The sequence below is a fragment of the Kitasatospora arboriphila genome (genome assembly GCF_039528095.1).
Taxonomy (GTDB): domain Bacteria; phylum Actinomycetota; class Actinomycetes; order Streptomycetales; family Streptomycetaceae; genus Kitasatospora; species Kitasatospora arboriphila.
Map to the genome: position 1 here is coordinate 32,848 of NZ_BAAALD010000040.1, position 25,165 is coordinate 58,012.

The following is a 25,165-nucleotide window of genomic DNA, read 5'->3' on the forward strand; positions in this document are numbered from 1 at the left end:
GCCGGCCCCCGCGGGGGCCGGGGGGGGGCCCGCCGCCGAGGCCAGGCGGGCCGGCGACCGGGCGCTCGCCACCCGGATCGCCGCCCTGCGCCGGCCCACCCGCAGCGCCTGGGCGGTCAACCTGCTGGTGCACACCCGCCCCGAGGAGACCCGCGCCCTGCTCGACCTGGGCGGCTCGCTGCGCCGCGCGCAGGCCGAACTCGCCGGGCCCGCCCTGCGCGAGCTGTCGGCCGAGCGCCGCCGGCTGGTCGCGGCGCTCACCGCGCAGGTCAGGGACGGCGCCGCCGAGGCCGGTGAACCGCTCGGCGAAGTGCCCTTGCGGGAGGTCGAGCAGTCGCTGCGGACCGCGCTGGCGGGCGAGGCCGCCGCCGACGCCTTCGCCGCGGGCCGGCTGACCGGCCCGCTGGAGGAGGGCGGCACCCTGCCGACCGGCGAGCTGCCCGCCGGGTGGGGTGAGCCGACGGCGGAGCCGGCCGCGGAGCCCGCCACGGAACCCCGGCCGAAAGCCGCCCGGCCGAAGGCTGAACGGCCGAAAGCTGAACGGCCGAAGACCACCGGCCCCGGCCATGGCGGCCGGAAGGCCCCGGAACCCGACCGTGCGGCGGAGCAGGAGGCCCGGCGACGCGCGGAGGCGGAACGCGCCCTCGCGGCGGCCGAGCGGGAGGAACGGGCCGCCGGACGCGAGCAGGCCCGGCTGGCCCGGGCGGCCGACCGCCCCGCCGCCGCCGAACGGAAGGCCGCCGACCGTACCGAGCAGGCCCGCGCGGCACTGCGCACCGCCGAGGCGGAGCTGTCCGCAGCGGAGGCCCACTCGCAGCAGGCCGGCCGTGCCCTGGCCGAGGTCCGGCGGGAGGCCTCCGACGCCGCCGACCGCCGCGCCGACGCCCGCACCCGGGCCGAACGGGCCCGCACCCGGCTGGCGGAGCCGGCCGACGACTGAGCAGCGGCCGACCGACCGACCGCCGACCGACGGCCGACCGACGGGCCGGATCCCTTCCCCGGCCGCGAAAGACACTGGTCGGGGCCGTTGCCGCCGAGCCGCGGGGGCCTTCCGTCCGTACCCTGGAAGCCGGTGTGAACCCGTGCGCCGCCGGGCGGGCGACCGTCCGAGACCGCCGCAGGACGCGGCCGGCGAACCCGTCCGGGAGGGGTGCGCGGCGCTCGCTGAGAGGAGCGGCGATGGCCAGGCCAGTGTGGACGGGTGTCCTGACGTTCGGCCTCGTGACCGTGCCGGTGGCGCTGTACACGGCGACGGACAACCACACCGTCCGCTTCCACCAGCTCGAACGCGGCACCTCGGACCGGGTGCGCAACCGCCGGGTCAACGAGCGCACCGGCGAGGAGGTCGCCTTCGGCGACATCGTGAAGGGCTACGAGGTCGGCGACGGCGAGTACGTCGTCGTGGAGCCGGAGGAACTGGAGCAGATCTCGCCCGGCCGGTCGCGGACGATCGACGTCTCCGGCTTCGTCGACCTCGGCGAGATCGAGCCGATCTACTTCGACAAGACGTACTACCTGGGCCCGAAGGGCAAGGAGTACGGCAAGGTCTACGCCCTGCTGACCAAGGCCCTGGAGCGGTCGAACCGGGCCGGGCTGGCGATGTTCTCCATGCGCGGCAAGGAGTACCTGACGGCCGTCCGCTCGGAGAACGGCCTGCTGGAACTCCACACCATGCACTTCGCCGACGAGGTGCGGGACCCGCGCCGGGAGATCGACGACCTGCCGGACGGCCGGGAGGAGTTCAGCGGCGCCGAGCTGCGGACGGCGGAGCAGCTGATCGACACGCTGGCCGTCGACTGGGACCCGGAGGAGTACCGGGACACCTTCGAGGAGCAGGTCCGCCACCTCATCGAGGACAAGCAGGCCGGCCGGGAGACGGTGCTCTCCGAGGGCCCGCCGGCCGAGGCCACCAACGTCGTGGACCTGATGGACGTCCTGCGGCGGAGCCTGGACGACGCCCGCGGCGGGTCCGCGAAGCGCGGCTCGGGCGGGGCCGCGGAGGCGACCGGGTCCGCCCCGCAGGCGAAGGCCGGGCGGACGCCGAAGGCCGCGGGCGGCAAGAAGAGCACCTCGGCGGCGGCGGACCGCGGCGGTGCGGCGCCGGAGAAGAAGCGGGTCGGTTCGTCGAAGGCGGCGGAGGACCTGTCGAAGCTGACCAAGCCCGAGCTCTACAAGCGGGCCACGGAGCTCGGCATCCCGCACCGCTCGGCGATGAACCGCGACGAGCTGCAGGCCGCGGTGGAGAAGGCCGGCCACGGGCTTCGCGCGGTGTCCTGACCGGCCGGGGCCTTCACGGCCGGGGCACCGCCGGGGCCTTCAGAGCCGGCCGGACGGCCGGGGCGCGCCGCCGGGCCAGGGTGCGGCGGGCTCCGGCGCCGGCTGCAGTGCGGACGGGTCGTAAAACTTCCCTGTCAAGTTCTGCGTGTTGATGGCCCGTTTGCGGGTCGGGGGCTGTTCCAGCTGGCGAGGAGGTCGAGGGTTTCGGCGTCGCGGCTGCCGGGCGGAACGGCGCAGAGGATGAGGTAGAGGCCGTCGTCGGCGGCGAGTTGGGCGGTCTCATAGGTGAAGGTGAGGTCGCCGGCGAGGGGGTGGTGGATGCGCTTGGCTCCGGCGCGGTGGTGGCGGACGTCGTGGCGGGCCCAGCGCTGGCGGAAGGCGTCGCCGCCGCGGGTGGAGAGTTCGCCGATCAGGTCGGAGAGCGCCTTGTCGTAGGGGTTGCGTCCGACTTCGGCGCGCAGGGTGGCGACGTTCTGGTCGGCGACGCTCTCCCAGTCGGGGTAGAACGCGGGGGCGGCGGGGTCGAGGAAGGTGAAGCGAGCGGCGTTCGCGGGGCGGGCGGGGCTGTCGAAGACCGGCGCGAAGAGGGCGCGGGCGAGGGTGTTGCCAGCCAGGAGGTCGAGGCGGGCGTTGCGGATGTAGGCGGGGACGCCGCTGATCGTCTCGACGAGGTTGCGCAGGCCGGGGCGGACGGGTTGGCGGGCGGGGCGGCCCGGTCCTGCCGGGCCGGTGGCGTTGGCGTTGGCGGCGCGGACGAGGTCGAAGAGGTGGGCGCGCTCCGCGTCGTCCAGCAGCAGGACGCGGGCGACGGTGTCGAGGACGGCGTCGGTGGCGCCGCGGGCGTCGCCTCGTTCGAGTCGGGTGTAGTAGGGGACGCTGACGCCGGCGAGTTGGGCGACCTCCTCGCGGCGCAGGCCGGGGACGCGGCGGGTGCCGGAGAGCGGGGAGAGGGTGAGGCCGGCCTGCTCGGGGGTGACGCGGGCCCGGCGGGTGGTGAGGAAGTCGCGGATCTCGGTGCGTCGGTCCATGCCTTCGACACTACGGCCGGACCGTTCGCGGGGGCACGGGCGTGGGGGTCCTTGTCAGGGTCTGCTTGAGTGCCCCGCCGGGGTGCGGGGCGCGGTTTTCTGGAGGGCATGACCGACCGTCCCGCTCCTGGAGGCCCCCCGATGCCCGCCGCACTTCCCGCCACGGACCGCCCCGTCCCGTCCGGCACCGCCGCGGTGCCGGTGGAGGGTGCCGGGTTCGCGCTGGGGGCGGCGCTGCTGGGGTTCTTCGTGATCACGCTGGACGCGCTGATCGTCAGCGTCGCGCTGCCCGCGATCGGCAACGACCTGGGCGGCGGGATCGGCGGGCTGCAGTGGGTGGTGGACGGCTACACCCTGATGCTGGCGGCGCTGCTGCTGTCGTCCGGGTCGGTCTCGGACCGGATCGGCGCGAAGCGGGCGTTCGGCCTGGGGCTGGTGCTGTTCCTGGCGGCGTCGGCGGCCTGCGCCCTCGCGCCGACGCTGGGGGTGCTGGTGGGTGCACGACTGGTGCAGGGCACGGGGGCGGCGGTCATGATGCCGGCGACGCTGGCGCTGATCCGCGCGGCGTTCCCCGACGTCGACCGGCGGACCCGGGCGCTGGCGCTCTGGGCGGTGGGCGGGTCGGTGGGCTCGGCCGCGGGCCCGCTGGTGGGCGGGGCGCTGGCCGGGTGGGACTGGCGGTGGATCTTCTTCATCAACCTGCCCGTCGGCCTGGTGGCGCTGGTGCTGCTGAGCCGCGTCCCCTCCTCCCCGCGGCGGGCGGTGCCGTTCGACGTGACCGGTCAGGCCAGTGCGGTGGCGGCGCTGGGCGCGCTCACCTACGCGCTGATCGACGGCGGCCAGGGCGAGGCCGTGCGCGTCCCGCAGGCCGACGGCACCCTGGTGAAGATCCCCGCCGCCGTCGACGAGGCGCTGCCGCCCTCCCTGCTGACGCTGACCGACGTGTTCTGCACCGGCCACCACGCCGCCGTCACCGCCCGGGTACGCCCCGGCAGCAGCGTCGCCGTGGTCGGGGACGGCGCGGTCGGCCTGTGCGCGGTCCTGGCCGCCAAGCGCCTGGGCGCCGAGCAGGTGATCCTGATGGGCCGCCACACCGACCGCACCGACCTCGGCGTGGAGTTCGGCGCCACCGACGTCGTCCTCGCCACCGGCGACGAAGGCGCGGAACAGGTCCGGAAGCTGACCGCCGGGCGCGGCGCCGACGCCGTCCTGGAGTGCGTCGGCTCGATGCAGACCCTCACCACCTCCTTCAGCGCGGTGCGCGACGGCGGCGTGATCAGCCGGGTCGGCGTCCCCTCCTACACCGACGGCCCGATCGGCATGGAAATGATCATGCGGAACATCACGCTGACCGGCGGCGTCGACCCCGCCCGCCACTACATCGACGCCGTTCTGCCCGACGTCCTGGACGGCACGATCCGGCCCGGCCGTGTCTTCGACCGCACCCTCCCGATGGAGCAGGCCCCCGACGCCTACCGGGCCATGGCCGACCGCCGCGTCCTGAAAGCCCTCCTCACCCCCTGACCCCACACGGCCGGCAACTCCCGCCGCGCACCCGAGCAGCAAGGAAGAACACCGTGCAGCACGTCACCCTGAAAAACGGCGTCACGATGCCGATCCTCGGCTTCGGCGTCTACCGGATTCCCGCCGACCAGACCGAGCGCGCCGTCACTCAGGCTCTTGAGGCCGGCTACCGCCTGCTGGACACCGCCGCCGCCTACGGCAACGAGGAAGCCGTCGGCCACGCCATCAAGAACAGCGGCATCCCCCGCGAGGACCTGTTCGTCACCACCAAACTGTGGGTCCAGGACGCCCCCGCCCAGGACAACACCCGCCGCGCCCTCGAGACCTCCCTGGCCAAGCTCGGCCTGGACCACGTCGACCTGTACTTGATGCACCAGCCCTACGGCGACGTCTACGGCCAGTGGCGCGCCATGGAGGCCGCGAACCGCGAGGGTCTGACGCGGGCGATCGGCGTCGCCAACTTCTACCCCGACCGGCTGCTGGACCTGATCCTCAACAACGAGATCACCCCGGCCGTCAACCAGATCGAGACCCACCCCTTCTTCCAGCGCGGCCCCGACCACGCCCTGATGCGCGGTCACGGTGTGCAGCACCAGGCGTGGGGCGGCTTCGCCGAAGGCAAGAACGACCTGTTCACCCACCCCGTCCTCAGCGAGATCGGCGAGGCGCACGGCAGATCGGTTGCCCAGGTCGTGCTGCGCTGGCTGATCCAGCGCGACATCGTCACGATCCCCAAGTCCGTCAACCCCGGCCGGATGGCACAGAACATCGACGTCTTCGACTTCGCCCTCACCGACGGGCAGATGAAGCAGATCGCCGCCCTCGACACCGGCAAGACCCTGTTCTTCGACCACCACGACCCCGAGATGGTCGCCTGGCTCAGCAAGCGCCGCCTGGGCAGCTGACCCCCGCCACCACCCGGCCCCGGGCGCCCCGGCACCACCCCGTGCCGGGGCGCCCGCCCGGACCCGGACCCGAACCGCCCTGGAGCAGCCCACCGTGACCGCGTCCCAGCCCCCGACCGCCCCGCCAGGCCGGCGTACCCTCCTGCGTGCGGCCCTGCCGACAGGAGCCGCCGTCATCACCGGCACCCATCCGACCGCCTGCTCGGCCGCCCGCACCGCCCCGGCAACCAGCCCGACACCGCGCACCGGGACCGGCCCTGCGAAGGCGGTCACCGTGCTGCTCACCTACTTCTCCCGGCCCGGCGAGAACTACTTCAACGGCGGGCGCACCACTCTGGCCGTCGGGAACACCGAACTCCTCGCCCGCAGGATCGCGGAGCGCACCGGCTGCGACGTCCACCGCGTCGAAGCCGCCGACCCCTACCCCGACAGCTACGACGAGACCGTGCGCCGCAACGTCCGCGAGCAGGACAGCAACGCCCGCCCCGCCCTCGCCGGCCCACTGCCCGACCTCACCCGCTACACGACGGTACTGCTGGCCAGCCCCATCCGGGACGTCCACGCCCCCATGATCATGACAACGTTCACCGAAGCCCTCGACCTTCGCGGCAAGACCGCCCATCCCCTCACCACCTATGCCATGAGCGGTCTGGGCACCACCGCATGCGACTACACCGTCTCCTGCCCGGGCGCGACCATTGCCGAGGGCCTGGCCGCCCGTGGCGAGAAAACCGCAGCAGCCGACGCCCGACTCGACGCCTGGCTCCGCCGCAACGGCCTCGTGCCGGTCTGAGCACCCCCGACGGGCGACCCAGGCGGTGCTGCCGCGGTGCCGGCGCCAGGTGGTGAGCTCGGCGGGCCGCCAGCCGCCGCCGAGCCGGATCTGCCCCCAGCGCCAGCGCGGTGCGACGTCCCGGCACGGACCGGTCCGTTCATCAGTGCCTGCGGGGCGAACACCACGCCCCCCGGCACGGTCGGCGGCCGGGCCGCACGCGAGAACGGGACATCGGCGACCACCCCTTCATCATCGAACACATGTTCCCATCTGGCAATGGGCGGCCGCGCCCACTACTCTCCCGCCATGGATCGGACCCGCCCGCTGGTCCGCGACGTCCTCCCGGACCTCGCCGACGAACTGACCGCCCTCCTGCTGGAGGAGGGCGAGCACCGGCTGGCCGCGGGCATCCCGGCGCTGCGGCTGGTGGCGGAGTGCGGCTGCGGCGAGGCGTCCTGCCAGAGCATCCGCACCTCCGAACACCCGCCGGGCCAGCCGTACGGGTCGGGCCACCGCACCGTGCCGCTGCTCGCCGACGCGGGCCTGCTCGTCCTCGACGTGGTCGACGACCGGATCGTCCACGTCGAGGTGCTGGACCGGCCGCCGATGCGGCGCCGGACCGCCTGGATGTGACGGGAAGCGGGTCGATCGCGTAGTTTTCCCTGCTCACTGTCCGAACCGGGCGGGGGCGGGTAGGCGCGACGGCGCCCGCGTCCGTCCGGCAGCCGCAGGGAGGTGCGGAACGCATGACCGACGACCTGCGCGGCGGGCCGCTCAGGGATCCGGCCGCTCTGGAGATGGTGTGCGACGCCGTCGGCGACGACGGCGCGCTGTGCCGGGTGACCGGCACCCTCACCGAAGCCAGCCTGCTCCAGGCCGGACAGGGCCTCGACCTGGCCCTCCGGACCGGTCGGCGGCTGCTGGTGCTCGACCTCGCCCGCGTCCTGGTGTGCGACTCCGCCGCCATGGACTACCTGCTGCGGTTCGGCGAGGACGCCCGGGCCGCCGGTGTCCGGCTCCGCCTGTCGGCGGCCAGCCCCGCCGTCAGCCGCGTCCTGGACGAGACCGGCCGCCGGGCCGTCCTCGCCGTCTACGACTCGGTGGAGGAGGCGATGGCGGCAGCCCCGGAGGAGGCCGTCGAGGCGGCCGCCGACCCCGCCGGCGGCGCGGACGCCGCAACCACCGCAGACACGACCGCGGGCACGGACACGACCACGGGCACGGACGCGGAGCTTCCGCAGCAGCGCCCGAGCCCGTGACGACGGGCCGGGGTCCGGTGGGCGGCGCCGGTGGCGGTCATCAGCCGAGCAGGCGGACGGGCGAACCGGCCAGGAACGCCTCGATGTCCTCCACCGCCTGGCCGTAGTACGTCTCGTAGTTGCCGCGCGAGACGTAGCCGAGGTGCGGGGTGGCGAGCAGCCGGGGCGCGGTGCGCATCGGGTGGTCCGCCGGCAGCGGCTCGATGTCGAAGACGTCGACGCCCGCACCCGCGATCCGGCCGTCGTGCAGGGCGGCGAGCAGGGCCTCCTGGTCGACGATCGCGGCCCGGGAGGTGTTCACCAGGTAGGCGGTGGGCTTCATCAGCGCGAGTTCGGGTGCGCCCAGCAGCCCGCGGCTCCGCTCGCCGAGGGCCAGGTGGACGGAGACCACGTCACTGCTCGCGAGCAGGTCCTCCTTGGACGGGGCGAGGGCGACGCCGACCTCGCCGGCCCGTTCCGCGGTGAGGTTCGGGCTCCAGGCGACGACGTCCATGCCGAAGGCCAGGCCGACCTGCGCCACCCGGCTGCCGATCTTGCCGAGGCCGAGCAGGCCGAGCCGGCGGCCGTGCAGGTCGGCGCCGACGGTGCTCTGCCACGGGCCGCCCTGCCGCAGGGCGGTCGACTCGGCGACCAGGCCGCGGGCGAGTCCGAGGATCAGTGCCCAGGTGAGTTCGACCGGCGGGGTGGAGAGGCTCTGCGTGCCGCAGACGGTGATGCCGAGTTCGGCGGCGGCCGCCCGGTCGATGACGGAGTTCCGCATGCCGGAGGCGATCAGCAGCCGCAGCCCGGACAGCCGGCGCAGCAGCGTGCCGGGGAAGGCCACCCGCTCGCGCAGGGTCACCACGATGTCGAAGTCGGCGATCGCGGCGGCGAGCGCGTCCTCGTCGGTGAAGTGCTCGCGGAAGCTCACGACCTCGACCCGGCCGTCCAGCCGCGACCAGTCCGCGACGGTCGTCGCGACGCCCTGGAAGTCGTCGAGCACGGCACAGCGCAGCTGCATCCTGCAGTCCTCTCGGGTTCGGAAGGCCGCGGCGGGCCCTGCCGGTCACCGATGGCCACCGGTGATCACGTGCAGGCTATCCCGCCGCCGCTGTCGGCCGACGCGACGTCAGCAGAGGTACCGTCAGCCGAGGCACCGTCAGTCGAGGCACCGTCAGTCGAGGCACCGTCAGTCGAGGCACCGTCAGTCGAAACGGATGTGCCGGACGCTCGTCCAGGTCCGCCTGAGGGCGCCGCGCAGCGGGCCGCCGGTGTCGGGGGCGAGCGCGATCCCGGCCGACGCGGCGATCCGGTCCGCGACCTGGGCGACGGTCAGCCGGTCGGTCCACAGGTGCTCGGCGAACTCCTCGCCCCGCAGGCGTTCCAGGCACAGGTCGAGCCTGGACACCGCGAAGCTCTCGCGGCGCAGAGGCGCGTCCTTGCCCGCGGCGGCCCGCAGGGCGTGGCCGAGGCCGCGGCCGCGCAGCCTGCGGAGCACCGTGTCCCGCTCCGCGAGCAGGGCGAAGTGCCGGACGTCGTGGCCGCGGTCGCGCAGCCGGCCGACGGTCTCCCGGAAGTACTGCGGGTCGACGACGGTCATCGGGACGAGGACGGGCCCGGGGTGCCGGTCGAGCACCAGGTCGAGGACCTCGAAGACACCCCGGCGCCACGTCTCCAGGTCCTGGAAGTCGCCGCGCAGGGCGGGCGGCAGCATCCGGTGCAGGCCGAAGCCGAGGTGTTCGGGGTCGCAGACGACGCTGCCGGGCAGCCGGCGGCGGAGCTCGTACGCGGTCTGCGTCTTGCCGCCGCCGAAGGGGCCGTTGATCCACAGGAGCACGGCCCGACCCTACTCCGCCGGCGCCGGGAGGCCGGTCACGCGGGCTGCGGACCGCGGTGGGCCTCGACGACCGCGGTCAGCACCTCCTGCCAGGGGGTGGGCGCCAGGCCGAAGGTCCGCTCGGCGGCGGTGGAGTCCATCACGAAGGGCCGTTCCAGCTGGTAGGCGGTCTCGCGGACGGCCCGGACGGTGGGGTTCACCAGGCCGAGCAGGGCGAGCACCGGGCCGGGGATCCGGTTCACCGGCACCGGCGGCAGGCCGGCGGCGCGGGCGAGGTCGGCGACGGCCTCGCGCTGGGTGCGCGGCGGGTTGCTGGGGATGTGCCAGGGCCGGCCCCAGGCGCGTTCGTCGCTGCCGACGGCGACCAGCAGCCGGGCGGCGTCGAGGGTATACGTCCAGCTGTGCGCGGTGTCGGGGTCGCCGAGCACCTGGACGCCGCGGCCGGCGAGCACCCGGGGCACCACGCGCTCGCCGAGCACGCTCTCCGCGCCGGGGCCGACGTAGTCGGAGCCGCGGACCTCGGTGGCGCGGATCCGCCCGGCCCGGTGCAGGGCCTCGGCGTCCTGCCACATCTTGGCCCGGACCTCGCCCTTGACGGTGTTGGGGGCCAGCGGGGTGTCCTCGGTCATCGGCCCGTCGACGGCGCCGTAGCCGTACAGGTTGCCGACCGTGGCGAGGACGGCTCCGGAGCTCTCGGCGGCGCCGAGCAGTGCGGCGGCGAGCGGCGGCCAGTCGGTCGCCCACCGGTGGTAGGCGGGGTTGGCGCAGTTGTAGAGGACGGCGGCACCGGCGGCGGCCGCGCCCAGGGCCTCGGCGTCGGTGGCGTCGAGGCGCAGGTGGCGCACGCCGGGCAGCGGTGCGGCCGTGCGGCCGGAGCGGGTCACCACGGTGACCTCCTCGCCGCGGTCGGCGAGCAGCCGGGCGGCTGCGGTGCCGACGGGGCCGGCGCCGACGATCAGGTGCTTGCTCACGATGGACTCCCCCAGGGACGGGTCGGGCGGACGGTGACGGTGCGGTGCGCAGTGGGGCGGTGGGGTGCGGTGGGGCGCGGTGCGCGAGAACACCGTTCTCGCTCGACCACGAGCCTGGCGGACGCGGCCGCCGCTGTCAAGAACACCGTTCTCGCTCATGCACGCCGTTCTCGTCGGCACGGGCCGTGCTCGATCGTTGCCACCGTTCTCGGCGGCTGCCAGGATGGTGGCCATGCCCGCCGCCCCCAAGCCGCTCACCGCCCGCGAGCGCGCCCGCATCGAGTTCACCCGGGACATCAAGGAGGCGGCCCGCCGCCAGCTCGCCGAGCACGGCCCGGACGGTCTCTCGCTGCGCGGGGTGGCCCGGGACATCGGTCTGGTCTCCGCCTCCGCGCTCTACCGGTACTTCCCGGGGCGGGACGCGCTGCTCACCGCGCTCATCACCGACAGCTACGACGCCCTGGGCGACGCGGCGGACGCGGCCGTCACCGCAGCGGCGGACCGGGAGCCGGCCGAGCGCTGGACGGCCCTGTGCCACGCCGTCCGCGACTGGGCGGTGGCCCACCCGCACGAGTACGCGCTGATCTACGGCTCCCCCGTCCCCGGCTACTCCGCCCCGGAGGACACCACCGCTCCCGGCACCCGGCTGCCGTTCCTGATCGGTGCCCTGTTCGCGCAGGCCGCGGCGGTGGGCGGCTACCGCCCGGGACCGGCACCCGCGGCGCCCGAGGAGGCGCGGCGGGCACTGCAGCCGCTGCTCGACCGGCTGCCCGCCGAGGTGCCCGCCGACCTCGTGGTCGCGGGCGTCTCGGCCTGGACGTACCTGTGCGGCGCGGTCTCCTTCGAGGTGTTCGGCCACCGCTCGGCGATCGTCGCCGACCCGCGGGCCTACTTCGACCACGAGATCCGCCGGATCGGCGCCCTGCTCGGGATCGTGCCCGCGGCCGGCTGAGGCCGGCCTTCAGGCCCCGGCCCGGACGATCTCCTGCCAGGTGTCCGACGGGCAGAGCCCCTGCGGGGTGTTCTTGAGGAACTGCCGGTACGGCACGTCGCGGCGCCGCAGCTCCAGCCAGTGGTCCTTGCCGGAGACCAGGTCCCAGCCGTCGTTGGGCATCTTGACGAAGTCGTCGCGGTGGTCCTTCGACTGGCTGGTGATCTGCAGGACGCTGGCGTGCGAGGCGTGGCTCTCCAGGACGACGCAGTAGTGCCGCAGCGCCTGGCTGCGGTCCTCGCGCAGCGGGATCTCGGCCAGCCAGACCTCGCCGGGGGCGGGCCGGCGGACGGTGGTGCGCGGACGGACGGGGATGTGCACCGGCCGCGCGGGTGCGGCCGGTGCCGCGCTGCGCCGCCCCCACCAGCGGACGACGTAGTAGCAGACCGCGGTGGCGACGGCGGAGGCCGCCGTGCCGAGGGTGGCCGCGAGCACGTGCTCGCCGGCCGCCTGGGTCGCCGGGTCACCGAGCGACCGGCCCGCCAGCCCGGCCCGGACGACCGCCGGAGCGGCGAGCGCGGCACCGGCCGCCGCGGCACCGATCAGGGCCGCACGGACGAGCAGGGCGACCGGCCGCGGCCTGCCCCGGCCGCCGGCCATCCAGCCCAGCAGCAGCGCGGTGAAGACGGAGATCGCCCACAGCACGGCCCGCTGGGAGGCCTGCAGCGGCGGTTGCGGCGTGCTGGAGGCGGCCATCACCCAGGGCAGCACCGCGGGCAGGGCGAGCAGGTACCCGGCGACGAACCAGCCGGGGAACAGCAGGAGGACGGCGCACCCGCAGCCGCCCCCGCCCGCCCGTCCGACCCCGGGACCGTAGTGCCCTGACATCGCCACCCCCCGGTGCCGCCGCTGCATTCCGGCCGACGATAGCGGGGGCACCCGCCCGCCGGGGCGAAATGACCGAAACGGTCGACGGACCGTCAGGCGATGAGCTGGTAGATGCCCCTGGCGGTCAGGTACAGGCCCACCACCAGCGACAGTGTGACGATCAGCCGCTCCTGGTGCCGCGTCAGCCAGGTCCGCAGGGCGTTCAGCCGGGCGTTCGCGGCGGCCGGCGACCGGAGGGCGAACACCTCCATGACGGCCAGGCTGAGCGTGGCCAGCAGGCAGTAGACGATCAGGGCGATCCAGTCGGTGAGGGAGGAGAGGTCGGCGTCGACGACGACGGCCGCGCCGGCCCCGACCAGCGCCCAGGGCTGCAGCAGCCAGGCGAGTCCGGCCGCGGTGCCGAGCGAGGCTTTGTCGACCCGGGCCGTCCAGCGCGGCGGGCCGTGCGGCCCGGGCGGGCGCCGGGGGGGGGACACGGCGTAGCCCGCCCGGCCCGGGGCCATGGCCAGCTCGGCGGCGTCGGCCGCGGTCGACGGGGTGCTGTGGCGGGCGGGCGGGGTTCCGCCGGTCAGCAGCAGCACGCACACCACCACCGCGACCAGGTTGGCGAGCCAGGACAGCACGAAGGCCAGGCCCTTGCGGGCGCCGCGCTGCGAGGAGAGCAGCAGGATGAAGGCGCTGTTGTGCAGGGGCCCGAGGGTGATGGCCGTGCCGATCACGACCAGGTCGACCACCATCGCCTCAGCCGCTCCCGAAGGTCGGGGCCGCCTGCCGTCTCCGGACGGGCGGGCCGGTCGGGCGCGGGCGGGCGGCACCCGCGGCGCCGCACCCCGACTCTCCGGCCCGCCGCCGCACCGGTCAAGCGGACCACGCCGACACCGCCCGGAACGCCGCCGGGCGGCCGGACACCGCCTACACCCCGTTCTCGAGGGCCCGCAGCACCCGGCGGGCGTCGTGCCGGAACATCCGCGGCCCGACCGTCCGGTACGCCAGGGAGAGCAGCCGGGCACCGGGTGTGCCGAGGAACTCCCGGACCCAGATCATCTCGACGTGGCTCCCGCTCGCGGTCGGCGTGGCGGTGAGCTCCCAGGTGCTGCCGGGGGCGTAGACGTTGGAGTCCACCACGCGGGCCTCCACCGAACCCGGCCGCGACCAGTCGTAGGCGCAGCGCTCCCAGACGACCACGCCGGCCCGGCTGCCCTCCGTGACGTCCGCCGACGACTCGCCGACGCGGTGCACCCGGAAGTGCTTCGGTGACACCGCGGGGAAGACCGCCGGTCTGCGCGGTGAGAAGTCGTGCGCCGCCTCCAGCACACGGTCGGCGGCCACCGAGGTCTCGACGGCCACCCGGATCGTCGTCGCCATGATCCGATTCTATCGACGGACCCTGCGCCGGCCCACCGGACCCGCCGGTCAGCGCAGCAGCGGCAGGAAGATCGTGTCGACGATCTCCTCCAGGACGTGGTCGGGCACGGGGGCGTAGGTCGTGAGGATCTCGTGGCGCAGCAGGTCGAAGGGGAGGGCCTTGATGCGGTCGCTGAGGCGGTCCGGGTCGATCTCGCCGCGGGCGGCGGCCCGCTCGAAGAGCACGTCGCCGCTGGGCTCGTGCCCGCCGGCGAGGAGGTCGCCGGGGCCGGTGCCCGTCTCCTGGTAGTAGCCGGCCAGGTGCACGCTCATGACGGTGACGAGCTGGACCCGGGTGGCGTTGATCGTCCGCATCAGGGTGAGGACGTCCTCGCGCAGGCTCCCGGTGTCGGGCGCGTCGATCCGGGACTCCTCCAGGACGTGGGCGATCGCCGCGCGGACGAGCTCGTCGCGGTCGGCCCAGCGGCGGTAGAGCACCGGGGGGCTGGTGCCGGCGCGGCGGCCGACGGCGTCCATGGTGAACCGGGCGTAGCCGTTGGCCGTGAGTTCCTCCCAGGCCGCGTCGAGGAGTGCCTTCTCCAGTGCCGCCCCGCGGCGCCGCTCGGGCATCCGCACCTCCATTAGAAAGACTTGCCTATCTTATTCCGCCGCCCTACGCTGGGCGTCGCAAGATAGGACTCTATATCTTAAGGCGGTCGCCCGTGAGCATCCCCGAGATCACCGGGGCCGGTGCCGGAACAGCGGCGCCCGACCCCGACCGCATCGACCCCGCCGTGTGGCGCACGGCCTTCACCGTCGTGGTCGGCGCCCTCGCCGTCGTCTTCGACACCACCGTCGTCACCGTCGCCCTCGGCGACCTGGCCCGGGAACTCGGCGCCCCGCTCGCCACGATCCAGTGGGTGAGCACCGGCTACCTGCTGGCCGTCTTCGCCACCGTCCCGCTCGCCGGCTGGGCGCAGGCCCGGCTCGGCGGCAGGCGCCTGTGGATCGCCGCCCTGGGCGTGTTCCTGCTCGGCTCGGTGCTGAGCGCCCTGGCGTGGAACGCGCCCGCCCTCATCGCCTTCCGCGTCGTCCAGGGGATCGGCGGCGGCATCATGATGCCGCTCATGGCCACCCTGGTCGTCCAGGCCGCGAAGGGGCGCAACATCGGCCGGGTGATGGCCGCCGTCACCCTGCCCACCGCACTCGGCCCCGTCCTCGGCCCCGTGCTGGGCGGCGTCGTCCTGAGCGTGGCCGACTGGCGCTGGCTCTTCCTCATCAACGTGCCCTTCTGCGCCGTCGGCGCCTGGCTGGCCCGGCGCAACCTGCCCGACGACCGGCCCGCACCCGACGGCCCCCGCACCCGCCTCGACACCGTCGGCCTGCTGCTGCTCTCCCCGGGGGTCGCGGCGACCGTCCACGGTCTGTCCCGGGTCGCGGGCAGCGCGGGCTTCGCGAGCGCCGGGGTGCTGGTGCCGCTGCTCGGCGGGCTCGCCCTGATCGGCGGCTTCACCGCACGGGCCCTGACCCGCGCCGGCGCCCTGGTCGACCTGCGGCTCCTGCGCCACCGGGCGCTGGCCTCGTCCTCCGCCCTGGGCTTCCTGGCCGGCGCCGCCCTGTACGGGGCGATGCTGCTGCTGCCGCTGTACTGGCAGCAGGTCCGCGGCGAGGACGCGCTCGGCGCCGGGCTGCTCCTCGTCCCGCAGGGCGTCGGCGCGCTGCTCGCCCGCACCCTGGCCGGCGGCCTCACCGACCGCCTCGGACCGCGTCCGGTCGCCCTCGCCGGGTTCGTGCTCACCACCGCGGCGACCGTGCCGTTCGCGCTCGCCACCGCCGACTCCGGCGAGCTGCCGCTGATGGCCGCACTGCTCCTCCGCGGCATCGGCATGGGCGCCGTCATGATCCCGCTCAGCGGCGCCGCCTTCACCGGCCTGGGACACCGGGAGATCCCGGACGCGAGCATCATCACCCGGATCGCCCAGCAGGTCGGCGGCTCGGTGGGCACCGCCGCGCTCGCGGTCGTCCTTCAGCACACCACCGGCGGAGCCCGCACCCCGGACGCCCTGGCCGGCGGCTTCGCCGACGCCTTCCGGTGGTCGGCCGGCCTCACCGCCGTCGCCGTACCGCTCTGCATGCTGCTGCCCGACCGCCGGCGCCCCTGATCGCCCGAACGGTCGACCGGGCTCTCCCGACCGGGCTCTCCCGACCGACAGCTTCCGGCCGACAGCGCCCGCCGGGCGGAGTGCCGCACTCCCCCGGCCACCCGAACGGCGGCAGCGGGCGTCCGGCCGCTCGCCCCGCCCGCCCCGGCGGGGGGGGGCGACCCCCCCCCCCCCCCCCCCGACCCGCCGCAGGGGGCGCCCGCCCGCTCGCCCGGTCGGGGCAGATCCGCGGGACAGGTGGTCGGGCGGCGGCCGAACCGGGCACGGATGACCGGACGGATGCCGAGAACCGGTCCGGCGACCGCCGGCGCCCCCCAGGAAGGGACCACCGTGCCCACGAGCCGTGCCCAGGATCCGGATCCCGCCCCCGAGACCGGCAGGGCGTTCCGCATCGCCCGCGACTTCGTCTTCGAGGACGCCGCGCTCGGACGGCTGCGCTACCACCTGCTGCGGCTCACCACGGTCGGGCTCACCCGGGACGAGGTCGAGGACGTGCGCGAACTCGGACGACTGGCCTTCGACGGCGCCGACCCGGCCGGCTGCGCGGCACGGATCAGGGACCGGGCCGGTGCGAGCCGCCTCGCGGTGGCCTTCGTGGAGATCGTCGAGCGCGCGGAGCCGGACGAGCGGGGCCCGGTCCTGGTCGGTGCGGTGCTCGGCGCGTACGCGAGCCTCGGCAGTGTCGGCAGCGGCGAGGGCACGGCGGCGGCGCTACTGGGCGCCGTCGGGGGTGCGGTGGTGGCGGCCTCGCGGTTCTTCGTCGAACGGCGGATGCAGCTGGAGGGTCTGGCCGTCTACCTCGGCGCCGAGGACTGACCGCCGTCCGGGGCGGGCGTGTCCCGGGCCACGGCTCGTGCGAGGGCTTCGCGGGTCGCGTGCCGGCCACCGAGCAGGAAGGCGTACTCGCTGGAGTCGACGGCGTGGGCGCGGGCGCCGGTCAGCACCACCCGCACGGCGGGCCGGGTGCCGGGCGCCGCCGCGGAGAGTTCGTCGCGGACGCCGTGCTCGCAGGCGGCGAAGAAGACCGGCAGGTCCTCCGGCCAGTCCCAGTCGGCCAGCACACCGGGCGCCACCTCGAAGACGACACCGTCCTCGGCGGGCTCGAAGTCCAGGGTGACGTCGACGAACGGGCCGCAGCCGCCGACGCCGTGCTTGCGGTACCGCACGGCGCGCACCGGACGGACGGGGAAGCGCACCGGCTCGGTCATGGCGGCACCCTACCGGGGTCCACGGGCCCGGCGCTGCGCCCCTCGCAGGTCCGAGGCCGCCCCTCGCAGGCCCCCGGCCGGACCGGGCCGGGGTGCCGGCGCGCGGGCGGCCGTCAGCAGACCCAGGGGCCGGGGAGGTCGGCGCGGAGGGCGTCGAGGTCGCCGGGCGTCCGGCCGCGGGCGTGGATCCAGGAGTGGTCCTGCACGCCGTCGCGGCGCAGCAGGCGGCCGGGGGCGGCGTACCAGCGCACGGGCGAGTCCTCGTCGCAGGCCCACATCGGGTGGTCGGGCAGGTCGAGGCGGGTGTACCCCGCGTACAGCCTCGGGAGGAGGGTGTCCGGCAGTTCGCAGGCGTCGTAGGTGCTGCCCGCGGCGAACAGCGACTCGCTGAGCACGAGTTCGACCCAGGCGAGGGACATCCGGTCGAGGAAGGGGATCCAGCCCCGGTGGGACTCCACCAGCACGGGCGGGTCGTCCCGGTCGGCGAGGTCGAGGGGGACCGCCCAGGCCGCGCAGTCCTGGTTCTCGCGGCGGAAGACCAACAGTCCGCCGTGGGCGTCGTCGACGTGGAGCCCGCCCGGCGGGACGAGCGGGTCCTGGTGCCGGGTCAGGTCGTCCCGGCGGCCGAGGAGGGCGTAGCCCTCGCGCAGGGCGGCGGGGAGTGCGAAGCCCAGTTCGGCCTCCGCGGCGGCGAGTTCGTCCGCGGGGCAGCCGTCCTCCGGTCGCAGCGGCCGGTCCGTCCAGGCCTCCGCGAACCACCGCAGGAAGGCGAAGGCCCGGTCGCGGGTGGGCACTCCACCGCGCAGGGCCGCGGACACGTCGACGGCGTCGGGCATGCCGCCGACGCTACCCCCTGCCACTGCCCGCCCGGCCGGCGGGACGGCAACGACGCCAAGGACGCCAAGACGGCAGGACTTCAAGGGCGGGGGGCGCGTGCGGCGTCCGCAGCGGGCAGTGGACGAGCGGGGTCCGGCAGCGCGGACGACGAAGGCAAGGGAGTGAACCCGTCCCTTGCCACTCTCAACGTATAGCGCACCGGGGGTCTTGCGGCAAGGCCCCCGTGGTGCCGCACAATCGCTCGTCTGAGCCGGTAGCTGAGGATTTGGGAGATTCACGACGTGTGGTCAGGTATGCCCGTTCACGGGATGCGGGACGGTGCGGGTGCGGCCTCGGATCGGAGTGCGTGAGATGAACCCTTCGACCACCAGTGCGTTCGACCTGCCCGGGCACCTCGCCGCCAAGGCGGACCCGGCGCTGATCGCCGCCGACGAGCGGCACTTCGCGACCGTCGCGAGGACCCTGGACCGGGAGACCGCCGAACTGTCCGGCCGCCTCGACGAGATGCGCAGGGCGCCCGGCGGCCCGGGCCGGGCGGCGATGGACCGGGACGCGGAGATCCACCGGCTGACCGCCCGGCTGCGCGCGCTGCGCCGCTACGGGCTGGACCTGTGCCTCGGCCGGATCGTCGCCGCGGACGGTGCCGATCCGGTGTACGTCGGGCGGCTCGGCCTGACCGACGACACCGGCCGCCGGCTGCTGATCGACTGGCGCACCCCCGCGGCCGAGCCGTTCTTCGCCGCGACGCACGGCAACCCGATGGGCCTGGCGAGCCGCCGCCGGTACCGGTGGACGCGCGGCCGGATCGGCGACTACTGGGACGAGGTGTTCACGGCGGACGGCCTGGAGGGGCACGCCGCCCTGGACGACCAGTCGGCCTTCATCGCCGGCCTGGGCAGCAGCCGGTCGGCCCGGATGCGGGACGTGCTCGGCACCATCCAGGCCGACCAGGACGCGATCGTCCGCGCGGGCTCCCGCGGGGCGCTGGTGGTCGACGGCGGCCCGGGCACCGGCAAGACCGTCGTCGCACTGCACCGCTCCGCCTACCTGCTGCACTCCGACCCTCGGCTCGGCCACCGCCGCGGCGGCGTGTTGTTCGTCGGCCCGCACCAGCCGTACCTGGCGTACGTCGCCGACGTGCTGCCGAGCCTCGGCGAGGACGGCGTGCAGACCTGCACCCTGCGGGACCTGGTCGCCGAGGGCGCCGGCGCGGGCGTCGAGGGCGACCCGGAGGCGGCCCGGCTGAAGTCGTCGGCGGCGATGGTGAAGGCGATCGAGGCGGCGGTGCGGATCTACGAGGAGCCGCCGGCCGAGGGGATGACGGTGTCGACGCACTGGTCCGACCTCCGGCTGAGCGCCGCGGACTGGGCCGATGCCTTCGACGCGCCCGATCCGGGCACGCCGCACAACGAGGCCCGCGACCAGATCTGGGAGGAACTGGTCACGATCCTGCTGGACCGGCACGGGGACGAGCACGGGGAGGAGGAGGTGCCGCCGCGCGACCTGTTCCGCAGGTCGCTGCTGCAGGACCGGGAGCTGGTCACGGCCCTCCACCGGGCCTGGCCGACGATCGAGGCGGCCGACCTGGTCGGCGACCTGTGGTCGGTGCCCGCCTACCTGCGGCTGTGCGCCCCCTGGTTGAGCCGCGAGGAGGTCCGGCTGCTGCAGCGTGCGGACGCCCGGGCGTGGACGGTGTCCGACCTGCCGCTGCTGGACGCCGCACGGCAGCGGCTCGGCGACCCGGAGGCGGCCCGGCACCGGCGCCGCCGGGAGGCCGCGGTCGCCGCCGAGCGCGAGCGGATGGCCGGGGTCATCGACGACCTGCTCCGGGCCGACGACGACGGCGAGGGCGCGGTGACCATGCTGCGCGGCCGGGACCTCCAGGACAGCCTGGTCGACGGGAGCGCACTGCCCGGCACCGACCCGGACCGGCTGGCCGGGCCGTTCGCGCACATCGTCGTGGACGAGGCGCAGGAGCTCACCGACGCGGAGTGGCAGATGCTGCTGCAGCGCTGCCCGTCCCGGAGCTTCACGATCGTCGGGGACCGCGCGCAGGCGCGGCACGGCTTCCCGGAGTCCTGGCGGGAGCGTCTGGAGCGGGTGGGGCTGGACCGGATCGAGCTGGCCTCGCTGGGCATCAACTACCGCACGCCGCAGGAGGTCATGGCGGAGGCCGAACCCGTCGTCCGGGCCGTGCTGCCGGACGCCAACGTGCCGGTCTCGGTGCGCAGCAGCGGGATCCCGGTCCTCCACGGGTCCGTGGCGGACCTGGACTCGGTGCTCGACGGCTGGCTCGCCTCCTCGCCCGACGGGACGGCGTGCGTGATCGGCGCTCCCTCGTTCCGGGGGACGGGCCGGGTCCGTTCGCTGACCCCGGAGCTGTCCAAGGGGCTGGAGTTCGACCTGGTGGTGCTGGTCGACCCGGAGGGGTTCGGCGGGGGTGTCGAAGGCGCGGTCGACCGCTACGTCGCGATGACCCGGGCGACCCGGCAGCTGGCCGTGCTGACCGGCCCCTGACGCACCGGAGTGCGGCCATGGTCTGGACCACTGGACGGGTCCGGGCCGGGTCGGGAGACTTGCCCGATGAGTCGTCAACGAGGCACGCCCGAGATCGAGTTGCACCGGCTGGCGGTGCCGGACCGGGGCCGGCTGCCGTTCGCCGTCGGCACCTTCGACACCATCGGCCCGCTGTCCCGGGCCGGTTTCCCGCACCGGCACTCCTTCTACGAGCTGGCCTACGTCACCGGCGGCCGCGGCAGCCACGTCCTCGACCTCGCGAACCAGCCGCTGCGGCCGCCGCAGCTCTGCGTCATCGTGCCGGGCCAGGTCCACCACTGGGCGCGGGCCGCGGGGCTGGACGGCCGGGTGCTGCTGTTCGAGGAGGACTTCCTGCTGCGCCACCCCGAGGACGCGGCCCTGGCCCGGGAGCTGGCAGGCGCCCCGCCGCTGCGGCCCGACCGCGCGGAGGCGCGCCGGCTGGCCGGGCTGCTCGCCGACCTGGACGGCGAGTACCGCACGGCCGGGGCGGGCCACCCGGGTGTGCTGCAGGCGCTGCTGCACGTCCTGCTGGTGCGCGCCGTGCGGGCGCTGCCCGACCGGCCGCGGCAGGCACCGCCGGCCGCGGAGTCGGCGGCGGCGCGACCGCACCCGCGGGTCGACCGGTTCGGCCGGCTGCTCGCCGAGCCCGGCGGGGCGGACCGGACCGTCGGCTCCTACGCCCGGGAGCTGGGCGTCTCCACCGGGCGGCTGCACGAGCTCGTCCGGGTGCTGACCGGCCGCACCCCCGCGCGGCTGATCCGGCAGCAGCAGACCCTGGAGGCGAAGCGGCTGCTGAGCGCCACGGACCTGACCGTCAGCCAGGTCGCGGCGGCCGCGGGCTTCGCCGGCCCGGCGTACTTCTGCCGCTTCTTCCGCCGCGAGGTCGGGCTGACGCCCGGGGAGTTCCGTGCGGGCACGGGCGGAGGAAAGCACCACGGCCCGGGCGCCGAGTCCATCGACCCGCGGACGGCCCGGCCGTAGCGTCGGTGCACGGCGGGCGGGTCGCTCCCGCACCGCCGCCGGACGTTGCCTGTCATGCGCAGGACACCCCCACGGTCCTGCGCCCCCACCCCCGAACGGAGCGATCCGCCATGCCCACTCCGCCTCCGCCGCAGCCCCAGGACCGGCCCCAGGAGCGACCGCAGTCCCGGCCGACCGGCGAGCCCGGGATCACCCGCAAGAACCTGCTCAAGGCCGCCGTGCTGGCCGGCGCCGCCCCCGTCCTGCTCGGCGGCGGCGCCGCGCTGGCCCGCGACGGCGGCGGCGGCCCGGCGGGCCTGACACCGGCCTGCCACGACGGCGACGAGCCGACCACCGAGCAGATCGAAGGCCCGTACTTCAAGCCGGGCTCGCCGCTGCGCACCGTGCTGACCGGCCCCGGCACACCGCTGACGGTGAGCGGCTACGTCTTCGGCCGGGCCTGCCGGCCGCTGGCGGGCGTGCTGCTCGACTTCTGGCAGGCGGACACCGCCGGGGCCTACGACAACTCCGGGTACGGCTTCCGCGGGCACCAGTTCAGCGACGAGCAGGGCCGGTTCACCCTGACCACCGTGGTGCCCGGGCCGTACCCGGGCCGCACCCGGCACCTGCACGTGAAGCTGCAGGCCCCCGGCCGCCCGGTGCTGACCACCCAGCTGTACTTCCCCGGCGAGCCGAGGAACTCGACGGACACCATCTTCGACCCGCGGCTGGTGATGACCGTCCGGCAGTCCGGGCCCGGGCGGGAGTCGTCCTTCGACTTCGTCCTCGACGTGCCCCAGTCGCCGTCGCCGTCCCCGTCACCCACCGGGCCCACCCCGACCCCGACCCCGACCGGGCCAACGCCCGGCGGCGGCACCTGGCGGGCCGGCACGGCGTACCGGGTCGGCGACGCGGTCAGCTACGACGGCGTCGGCTACGTCTGCGTCCAGGCGCACACCGCGTTCGCCGGCTGGGAGCCGCCGAACGTGCCGGCGCTGTGGCGGCGGGTCTGACGGACGGGACCGGTCAGCGGACGGCGGTCACCACGTGGGCGCGCATCGCGCCCACGACGGGGCCGCCGCCGAACCGCTGCTCGATCGCCGAGGCGACCGCGTCGGTCGCCTCGGCGAGCGAGATCCCGGGCCGGGCCTCGATCTCGTCGCGCATCGGCGTGCCGTGGCAGAAGGCGGTCGCGACCTCGACCGCCGACCCGGCCCGGCTGCGGGCCTCCACGGACTCGATCCGGGGAGCCTCGAACCCGCCGGCGCCGACGTCCCGCGCGATGGCCACGTGGTCGTGGTAGCCGTACGGGATCCGGGCCATGAAGTCCGGCGGGTCCTCGGGCACCAGCGCGGCCACGGTCGCCGCCGCGGTCGCGGCGAACTCGTTGGCGGCGATGTGGTCCCACACGTTGAACAGCAGCACGCCGCCCGGGCGCAGCACCCGCCGCGCCTCGGCGAAGGCCCGTGGCTTGTCGGGGAAGAACATCGCACCGAACTGGCAGACCACGGCGTCGAAGGAGCCGTCGGGGAAGGACAGGTCGAGGGCGTCGGCCTGCCGGAAGTCCACCGGGCGTCCGGTGTGGGAGGCGGCGGCGAGTTCGATCATCGGCCCGCTCAGGTCGGTGGAGACGATCCCGGTGGACCCGGGCAGCACCGCGGCGAGCTCCCGGGTCACCGCGCCGGTGCCGGCCGCCGTCTCCAGCACCCGGGCGGGCCGGTCGGCCGTCAGCCGGGCGGCGAGGTCCCGGGCGTAGGGGCGGAAGAGGAGCGGCACCATGTACTGCTGGTAGGCGCCGGGGATCGAGCCGTCGAAGGCCATGCCGTCTGCCTCCCGTGGTGGGCGACCGTGGACCGGCGGGCCGTTCGCGGCCGCGGCCGGACTGCCGTTCCTGCGAGTGTGGCACGCCGGCAGGGCGGTGAGCAGCAGGATCGACGCCTCCGCAGCCGCGGTGCACCACCAGGGGCCGCGCGGGGGCGCCTCTGGGGTGACCCACCCGCACGCCCCTTTGAAGCCGTTCCTAGGCCACGGCGGCGCGGCTGCGTTCGGTGGCGATGCGCAGGGCGAAGGCGGCGAGCAGGGTGCCGGTGGCCCAGCCGTGCAGGCGCTGCAGCAGCGGGCGGCGGGAGAGGAAGCCGGCCAGTGCGCCGGCGGTGAGCACGAAGGCGGCGTTGCCGAGGGTGCCGACGGTGATCTGGGTGAGGCCGAGCAGGGCGCTCTGCAGGGCCACCTGCCCCTCCTCCGGCCGGACGAACTGCGGGAGCAGGGTGATGTAGAGGACGGCCAGCTTCGGGTTGAGCAGGCAGGTGAGGGCGCCCATGCCGAAGAGCTTGAGCGGCCGTTCGTGGGGCATCTCGGCGGCCCGGAAGGGCGAGTGGGCCGGCGAGCGGAAGGCCCGCCAGGCCAGCCACAGCAGGTAGCCGGCGCCGGCGAGCTTGAGCGCCAGGTAGGCGGTCGGGACGAGCGCGAAGAGCGCGGATATCCCGGCGACCGCGGCGGTGAGGTAGACGAGGAAGCCGAGCACGACGCCGCCGAGCGAGATCAGTCCGGCGCGGCGGCCCTGGCTGACGGACCGCGACACGCAGTAGATCATGTTCGGCCCGGGGGTCATCACCATGCCGAAGGAGACTGCGGCGATTCCGCCGATGGCACTCGCGCTGATCACCCGGCGAGCCTATCCCGACCCCCGCTCAGGTGTTCGACCGCCCCGCCGCGCCGATGCCGATCCGAGACCGACCGACCATTGTTCGACATTGTCGAATGGCGTAGCGTCTTCACGAACGGGCTGCCCCCGCACCCGGCGCGCATGGCGACGACTGCACGCCCCGGCCTTGGCGGCCCCCGGGCCGCCTCCCCTGCCCGCGGCCCGCGCACCACCTGCCGAGGAGCCGCCGGATGTTCACCTTCACCAGCAGCGACGGGTTGGAGATCCACGTCCACGAGTGGCAGCCCGTCGGCCCGCCGCGCGGCATCGTCCAGCTCGCCCACGGCACGGGCGAGCACGCCCGCCGCTACGCCCACCTCGCCGCGTCGCTCACCGGCCAGGGGTACGCCGTGTACGCCGCCGACCACCGCGGCCACGGCCACAGCGTCGGCGCCGGCCCCGGCCACCTCGGCGAGGACGGCTGGAACCTGCTCGTCCAGGACATGGTCGCACTCTCCGACCTCGCCCACCGGCGCCATCCCGGGCTGCCACTGGTGCTGGTCGGCCACAGCCTGGGCTCCCTCGCCTCCCAGCAGTACGTCCTCGACCACTCGGAGCGGCTGGCGGGCGTGGCGCTCTCCGGCACCACCGCGCTCGACCGGCTGCTCACCGTCCTGGCCGCGGCCGGCGGCGCCGCCGCGGCCGCCTTCAACGCGCCCTTCGAACCCGCCCGCACGGATCACGACTGGCGCACCCGGGACGAGGCCCAGGTGGACGCCTACCTCGCCGACCCGCTCTGCGGCTTCGCGCTGGACACCCGCGGCTGGGAGGACCTCGCCGCGGCGGCACACCGGCTGGCCAGGCCGGAGACCGTCCGCCCCGACCTGCCGGTCTACGTGGCGGTGGGCGACCGCGACCCGATGAACGCCGAGCTCACGCTCTCCGACGTGGTGGTGGAGCGCTACCGGCGGGCGGGCCTCACCGACGTCACCTACCGCACCTACCGCGGCGCCCGGCACGAGATCCTGCACGAGACCAACCGGATCGAGGTCGCGGCCGAGCTCGTCGCCTGGATCCTCTGCGTCACCGGTTGATCGG

At 75.3% G+C, this 25,165-nt stretch carries 26 protein-coding genes; 14 read left to right on the forward strand and 12 right to left on the reverse strand.

Annotated elements, in window-relative coordinates:
- Together ABD353_RS20920 and ku are read left to right on the forward strand one after the other, a co-directional pair.
- The coding region (locus tag ABD353_RS20920; protein ID WP_344625177.1) for a hypothetical protein at positions 1-940 on the forward strand (940 nt) is incomplete at its 5' end.
- Positions 941-1,179: 239 nt separating this feature from the next.
- Positions 1,180-2,277 carry a non-homologous end joining protein Ku gene (gene ku / locus ABD353_RS20925; protein ID WP_344625178.1) on the forward strand — a complete coding sequence of 366 codons (1,098 nt, stop codon included), beginning with the start codon at positions 1,180-1,182 and terminating at the stop codon, positions 2,275-2,277.
- Between the two features lie 134 nt (positions 2,278-2,411).
- Here ku and ABD353_RS20930 read toward each other — a convergent pair whose 3' ends face one another.
- Positions 2,412-3,305 carry a helix-turn-helix transcriptional regulator gene (locus tag ABD353_RS20930; RefSeq protein WP_344625179.1) on the reverse strand — a complete coding sequence of 298 codons (894 nt, stop codon included), beginning with the start codon at positions 3,303-3,305 and terminating at the stop codon, positions 2,412-2,414.
- A 141-nt stretch (positions 3,306-3,446) separates the two neighbouring features.
- On the opposite strand from ABD353_RS20930, the gene ABD353_RS20935 reads away from it, so the two are divergent.
- From ABD353_RS20935 to ABD353_RS20955, 5 genes are all read left to right on the forward strand, one after another.
- Positions 3,447-4,829, forward strand: coding sequence for an MFS transporter (locus tag ABD353_RS20935; RefSeq protein WP_425555217.1), 1,383 nt, complete (start codon positions 3,447-3,449; stop codon positions 4,827-4,829).
- A 53-nt stretch (positions 4,830-4,882) separates the two neighbouring features.
- Complete coding sequence (locus ABD353_RS20940; protein ID WP_344625180.1) at positions 4,883-5,734, forward strand: aldo/keto reductase; 852 nt, start codon at positions 4,883-4,885, stop codon at positions 5,732-5,734.
- A 94-nt stretch (positions 5,735-5,828) separates the two neighbouring features.
- A complete protein-coding gene (locus ABD353_RS20945; protein ID WP_344625181.1) occupies positions 5,829-6,527 on the forward strand; it encodes a flavodoxin in 699 nt (232 codons plus the stop codon).
- A gap of 288 nt (positions 6,528-6,815) precedes the next feature.
- A complete protein-coding gene (locus tag ABD353_RS20950) occupies positions 6,816-7,142 on the forward strand; it encodes a hypothetical protein (RefSeq protein ID WP_344625182.1) in 327 nt (108 codons plus the stop codon).
- A gap of 113 nt (positions 7,143-7,255) precedes the next feature.
- Positions 7,256-7,768 carry an STAS domain-containing protein gene (locus ABD353_RS20955; protein ID WP_344625183.1) on the forward strand — a complete coding sequence of 171 codons (513 nt, stop codon included), beginning with the start codon at positions 7,256-7,258 and terminating at the stop codon, positions 7,766-7,768.
- Positions 7,769-7,808: 40 nt separating this feature from the next.
- Here ABD353_RS20955 and ABD353_RS20960 read toward each other — a convergent pair whose 3' ends face one another.
- From ABD353_RS20960 to ABD353_RS20970, 3 genes are all read right to left on the reverse strand, one after another.
- Positions 7,809-8,768, reverse strand: coding sequence for a D-2-hydroxyacid dehydrogenase family protein (locus tag ABD353_RS20960; RefSeq protein WP_344625184.1), 960 nt, complete (start codon positions 8,766-8,768; stop codon positions 7,809-7,811).
- 183 nt (positions 8,769-8,951) lie between these two features.
- Positions 8,952-9,584 carry an AAA family ATPase gene (locus ABD353_RS20965; RefSeq protein ID WP_344625185.1) on the reverse strand — a complete coding sequence of 211 codons (633 nt, stop codon included), beginning with the start codon at positions 9,582-9,584 and terminating at the stop codon, positions 8,952-8,954.
- A gap of 35 nt (positions 9,585-9,619) precedes the next feature.
- Positions 9,620-10,555 (reverse strand): NAD-dependent epimerase/dehydratase family protein, encoded by a 936-nt coding sequence (locus ABD353_RS20970; RefSeq protein WP_344625186.1) that lies wholly within the window; start codon positions 10,553-10,555, stop codon positions 9,620-9,622.
- Positions 10,556-10,787: 232 nt separating this feature from the next.
- Here ABD353_RS20970 and ABD353_RS20975 point away from each other — a divergent pair, with 232 nt between their 5' ends.
- The gene (locus ABD353_RS20975; protein ID WP_344625187.1) at positions 10,788-11,507 is read left to right on the forward strand and encodes a TetR/AcrR family transcriptional regulator; all 720 of its coding nucleotides are present in this window, start codon (positions 10,788-10,790) and stop codon (positions 11,505-11,507) included.
- A gap of 9 nt (positions 11,508-11,516) precedes the next feature.
- Here ABD353_RS20975 and ABD353_RS20980 read toward each other — a convergent pair whose 3' ends face one another.
- The 4 genes from ABD353_RS20980 to ABD353_RS20995 all read right to left on the reverse strand — a co-directional run bounded on the left by ABD353_RS20980 (position 11,517) and on the right by ABD353_RS20995 (position 14,348).
- Complete coding sequence (locus tag ABD353_RS20980) at positions 11,517-12,374, reverse strand: hypothetical protein (protein ID WP_344625188.1); 858 nt, start codon at positions 12,372-12,374, stop codon at positions 11,517-11,519.
- Between the two features lie 92 nt (positions 12,375-12,466).
- Entirely contained in the window at positions 12,467-13,111 is a 645-nt protein-coding gene (locus tag ABD353_RS20985; RefSeq protein WP_344625189.1) for a GAP family protein, read from the reverse strand.
- A 175-nt stretch (positions 13,112-13,286) separates the two neighbouring features.
- On the reverse strand, positions 13,287-13,739 hold the full coding sequence (locus ABD353_RS20990; RefSeq protein WP_344625190.1) for a hypothetical protein: 453 nt from the start codon (positions 13,737-13,739) through the stop codon (positions 13,287-13,289).
- Positions 13,740-13,787: 48 nt separating this feature from the next.
- Positions 13,788-14,348 (reverse strand): TetR/AcrR family transcriptional regulator, encoded by a 561-nt coding sequence (locus ABD353_RS20995; RefSeq protein ID WP_344625191.1) that lies wholly within the window; start codon positions 14,346-14,348, stop codon positions 13,788-13,790.
- A 98-nt stretch (positions 14,349-14,446) separates the two neighbouring features.
- On the opposite strand from ABD353_RS20995, the gene ABD353_RS21000 reads away from it, so the two are divergent.
- Together ABD353_RS21000 and ABD353_RS21005 are read left to right on the forward strand one after the other, a co-directional pair.
- Positions 14,447-15,880, forward strand: coding sequence for an MDR family MFS transporter (locus ABD353_RS21000; RefSeq protein ID WP_425555218.1), 1,434 nt, complete (start codon positions 14,447-14,449; stop codon positions 15,878-15,880).
- 330 nt (positions 15,881-16,210) lie between these two features.
- Positions 16,211-16,696 (forward strand): hypothetical protein, encoded by a 486-nt coding sequence (locus ABD353_RS21005; protein ID WP_344625193.1) that lies wholly within the window; start codon positions 16,211-16,213, stop codon positions 16,694-16,696.
- Here ABD353_RS21005 and ABD353_RS21010 read toward each other — a convergent pair.
- Both ABD353_RS21010 and ABD353_RS21015 read right to left on the reverse strand, forming a co-directional pair.
- The gene (locus ABD353_RS21010) at positions 16,675-17,088 is read right to left on the reverse strand and encodes a hypothetical protein (protein ID WP_344625194.1); all 414 of its coding nucleotides are present in this window, start codon (positions 17,086-17,088) and stop codon (positions 16,675-16,677) included. The genes ABD353_RS21005 and ABD353_RS21010 overlap by 22 nt on opposite strands.
- Before the next feature lie 113 nt (positions 17,089-17,201).
- A complete protein-coding gene (locus tag ABD353_RS21015; protein ID WP_344625195.1) occupies positions 17,202-17,924 on the reverse strand; it encodes an SMI1/KNR4 family protein in 723 nt (240 codons plus the stop codon).
- A gap of 352 nt (positions 17,925-18,276) precedes the next feature.
- Here ABD353_RS21015 and helR point away from each other — a divergent pair, with 352 nt between their 5' ends.
- The 3 genes from helR (at position 18,277) to ABD353_RS21030 (ending at position 22,436) form a co-directional block, all read left to right on the forward strand.
- The gene (gene helR, locus ABD353_RS21020; protein WP_344625196.1) at positions 18,277-20,442 is read left to right on the forward strand and encodes an RNA polymerase recycling motor ATPase HelR; all 2,166 of its coding nucleotides are present in this window, start codon (positions 18,277-18,279) and stop codon (positions 20,440-20,442) included.
- 66 nt (positions 20,443-20,508) lie between these two features.
- Positions 20,509-21,444 (forward strand): helix-turn-helix domain-containing protein, encoded by a 936-nt coding sequence (locus tag ABD353_RS21025; RefSeq protein WP_344625197.1) that lies wholly within the window; start codon positions 20,509-20,511, stop codon positions 21,442-21,444.
- A gap of 110 nt (positions 21,445-21,554) precedes the next feature.
- A complete protein-coding gene (locus ABD353_RS21030; RefSeq protein WP_344625198.1) occupies positions 21,555-22,436 on the forward strand; it encodes a dioxygenase family protein in 882 nt (293 codons plus the stop codon).
- A 13-nt stretch (positions 22,437-22,449) separates the two neighbouring features.
- Here the strand turns inward: ABD353_RS21030 and ABD353_RS21035 are convergent, their stop codons facing one another.
- Both ABD353_RS21035 and ABD353_RS21040 read right to left on the reverse strand, forming a co-directional pair.
- The gene (locus ABD353_RS21035; RefSeq protein ID WP_344625199.1) at positions 22,450-23,244 is read right to left on the reverse strand and encodes a class I SAM-dependent methyltransferase; all 795 of its coding nucleotides are present in this window, start codon (positions 23,242-23,244) and stop codon (positions 22,450-22,452) included.
- Between the two features lie 199 nt (positions 23,245-23,443).
- Positions 23,444-24,088: a LysE family translocator gene (locus tag ABD353_RS21040; protein WP_344625200.1), complete on the reverse strand. Its 645-nt coding sequence runs from the start codon at positions 24,086-24,088 to the stop codon at positions 23,444-23,446.
- Between the two features lie 230 nt (positions 24,089-24,318).
- Between ABD353_RS21040 and ABD353_RS21045 the strand changes: the two genes are divergently transcribed.
- A complete protein-coding gene (locus tag ABD353_RS21045) occupies positions 24,319-25,161 on the forward strand; it encodes an alpha/beta fold hydrolase (RefSeq protein WP_344625201.1) in 843 nt (280 codons plus the stop codon).
- Positions 25,162-25,165: the final 4 nt, after the last annotated feature.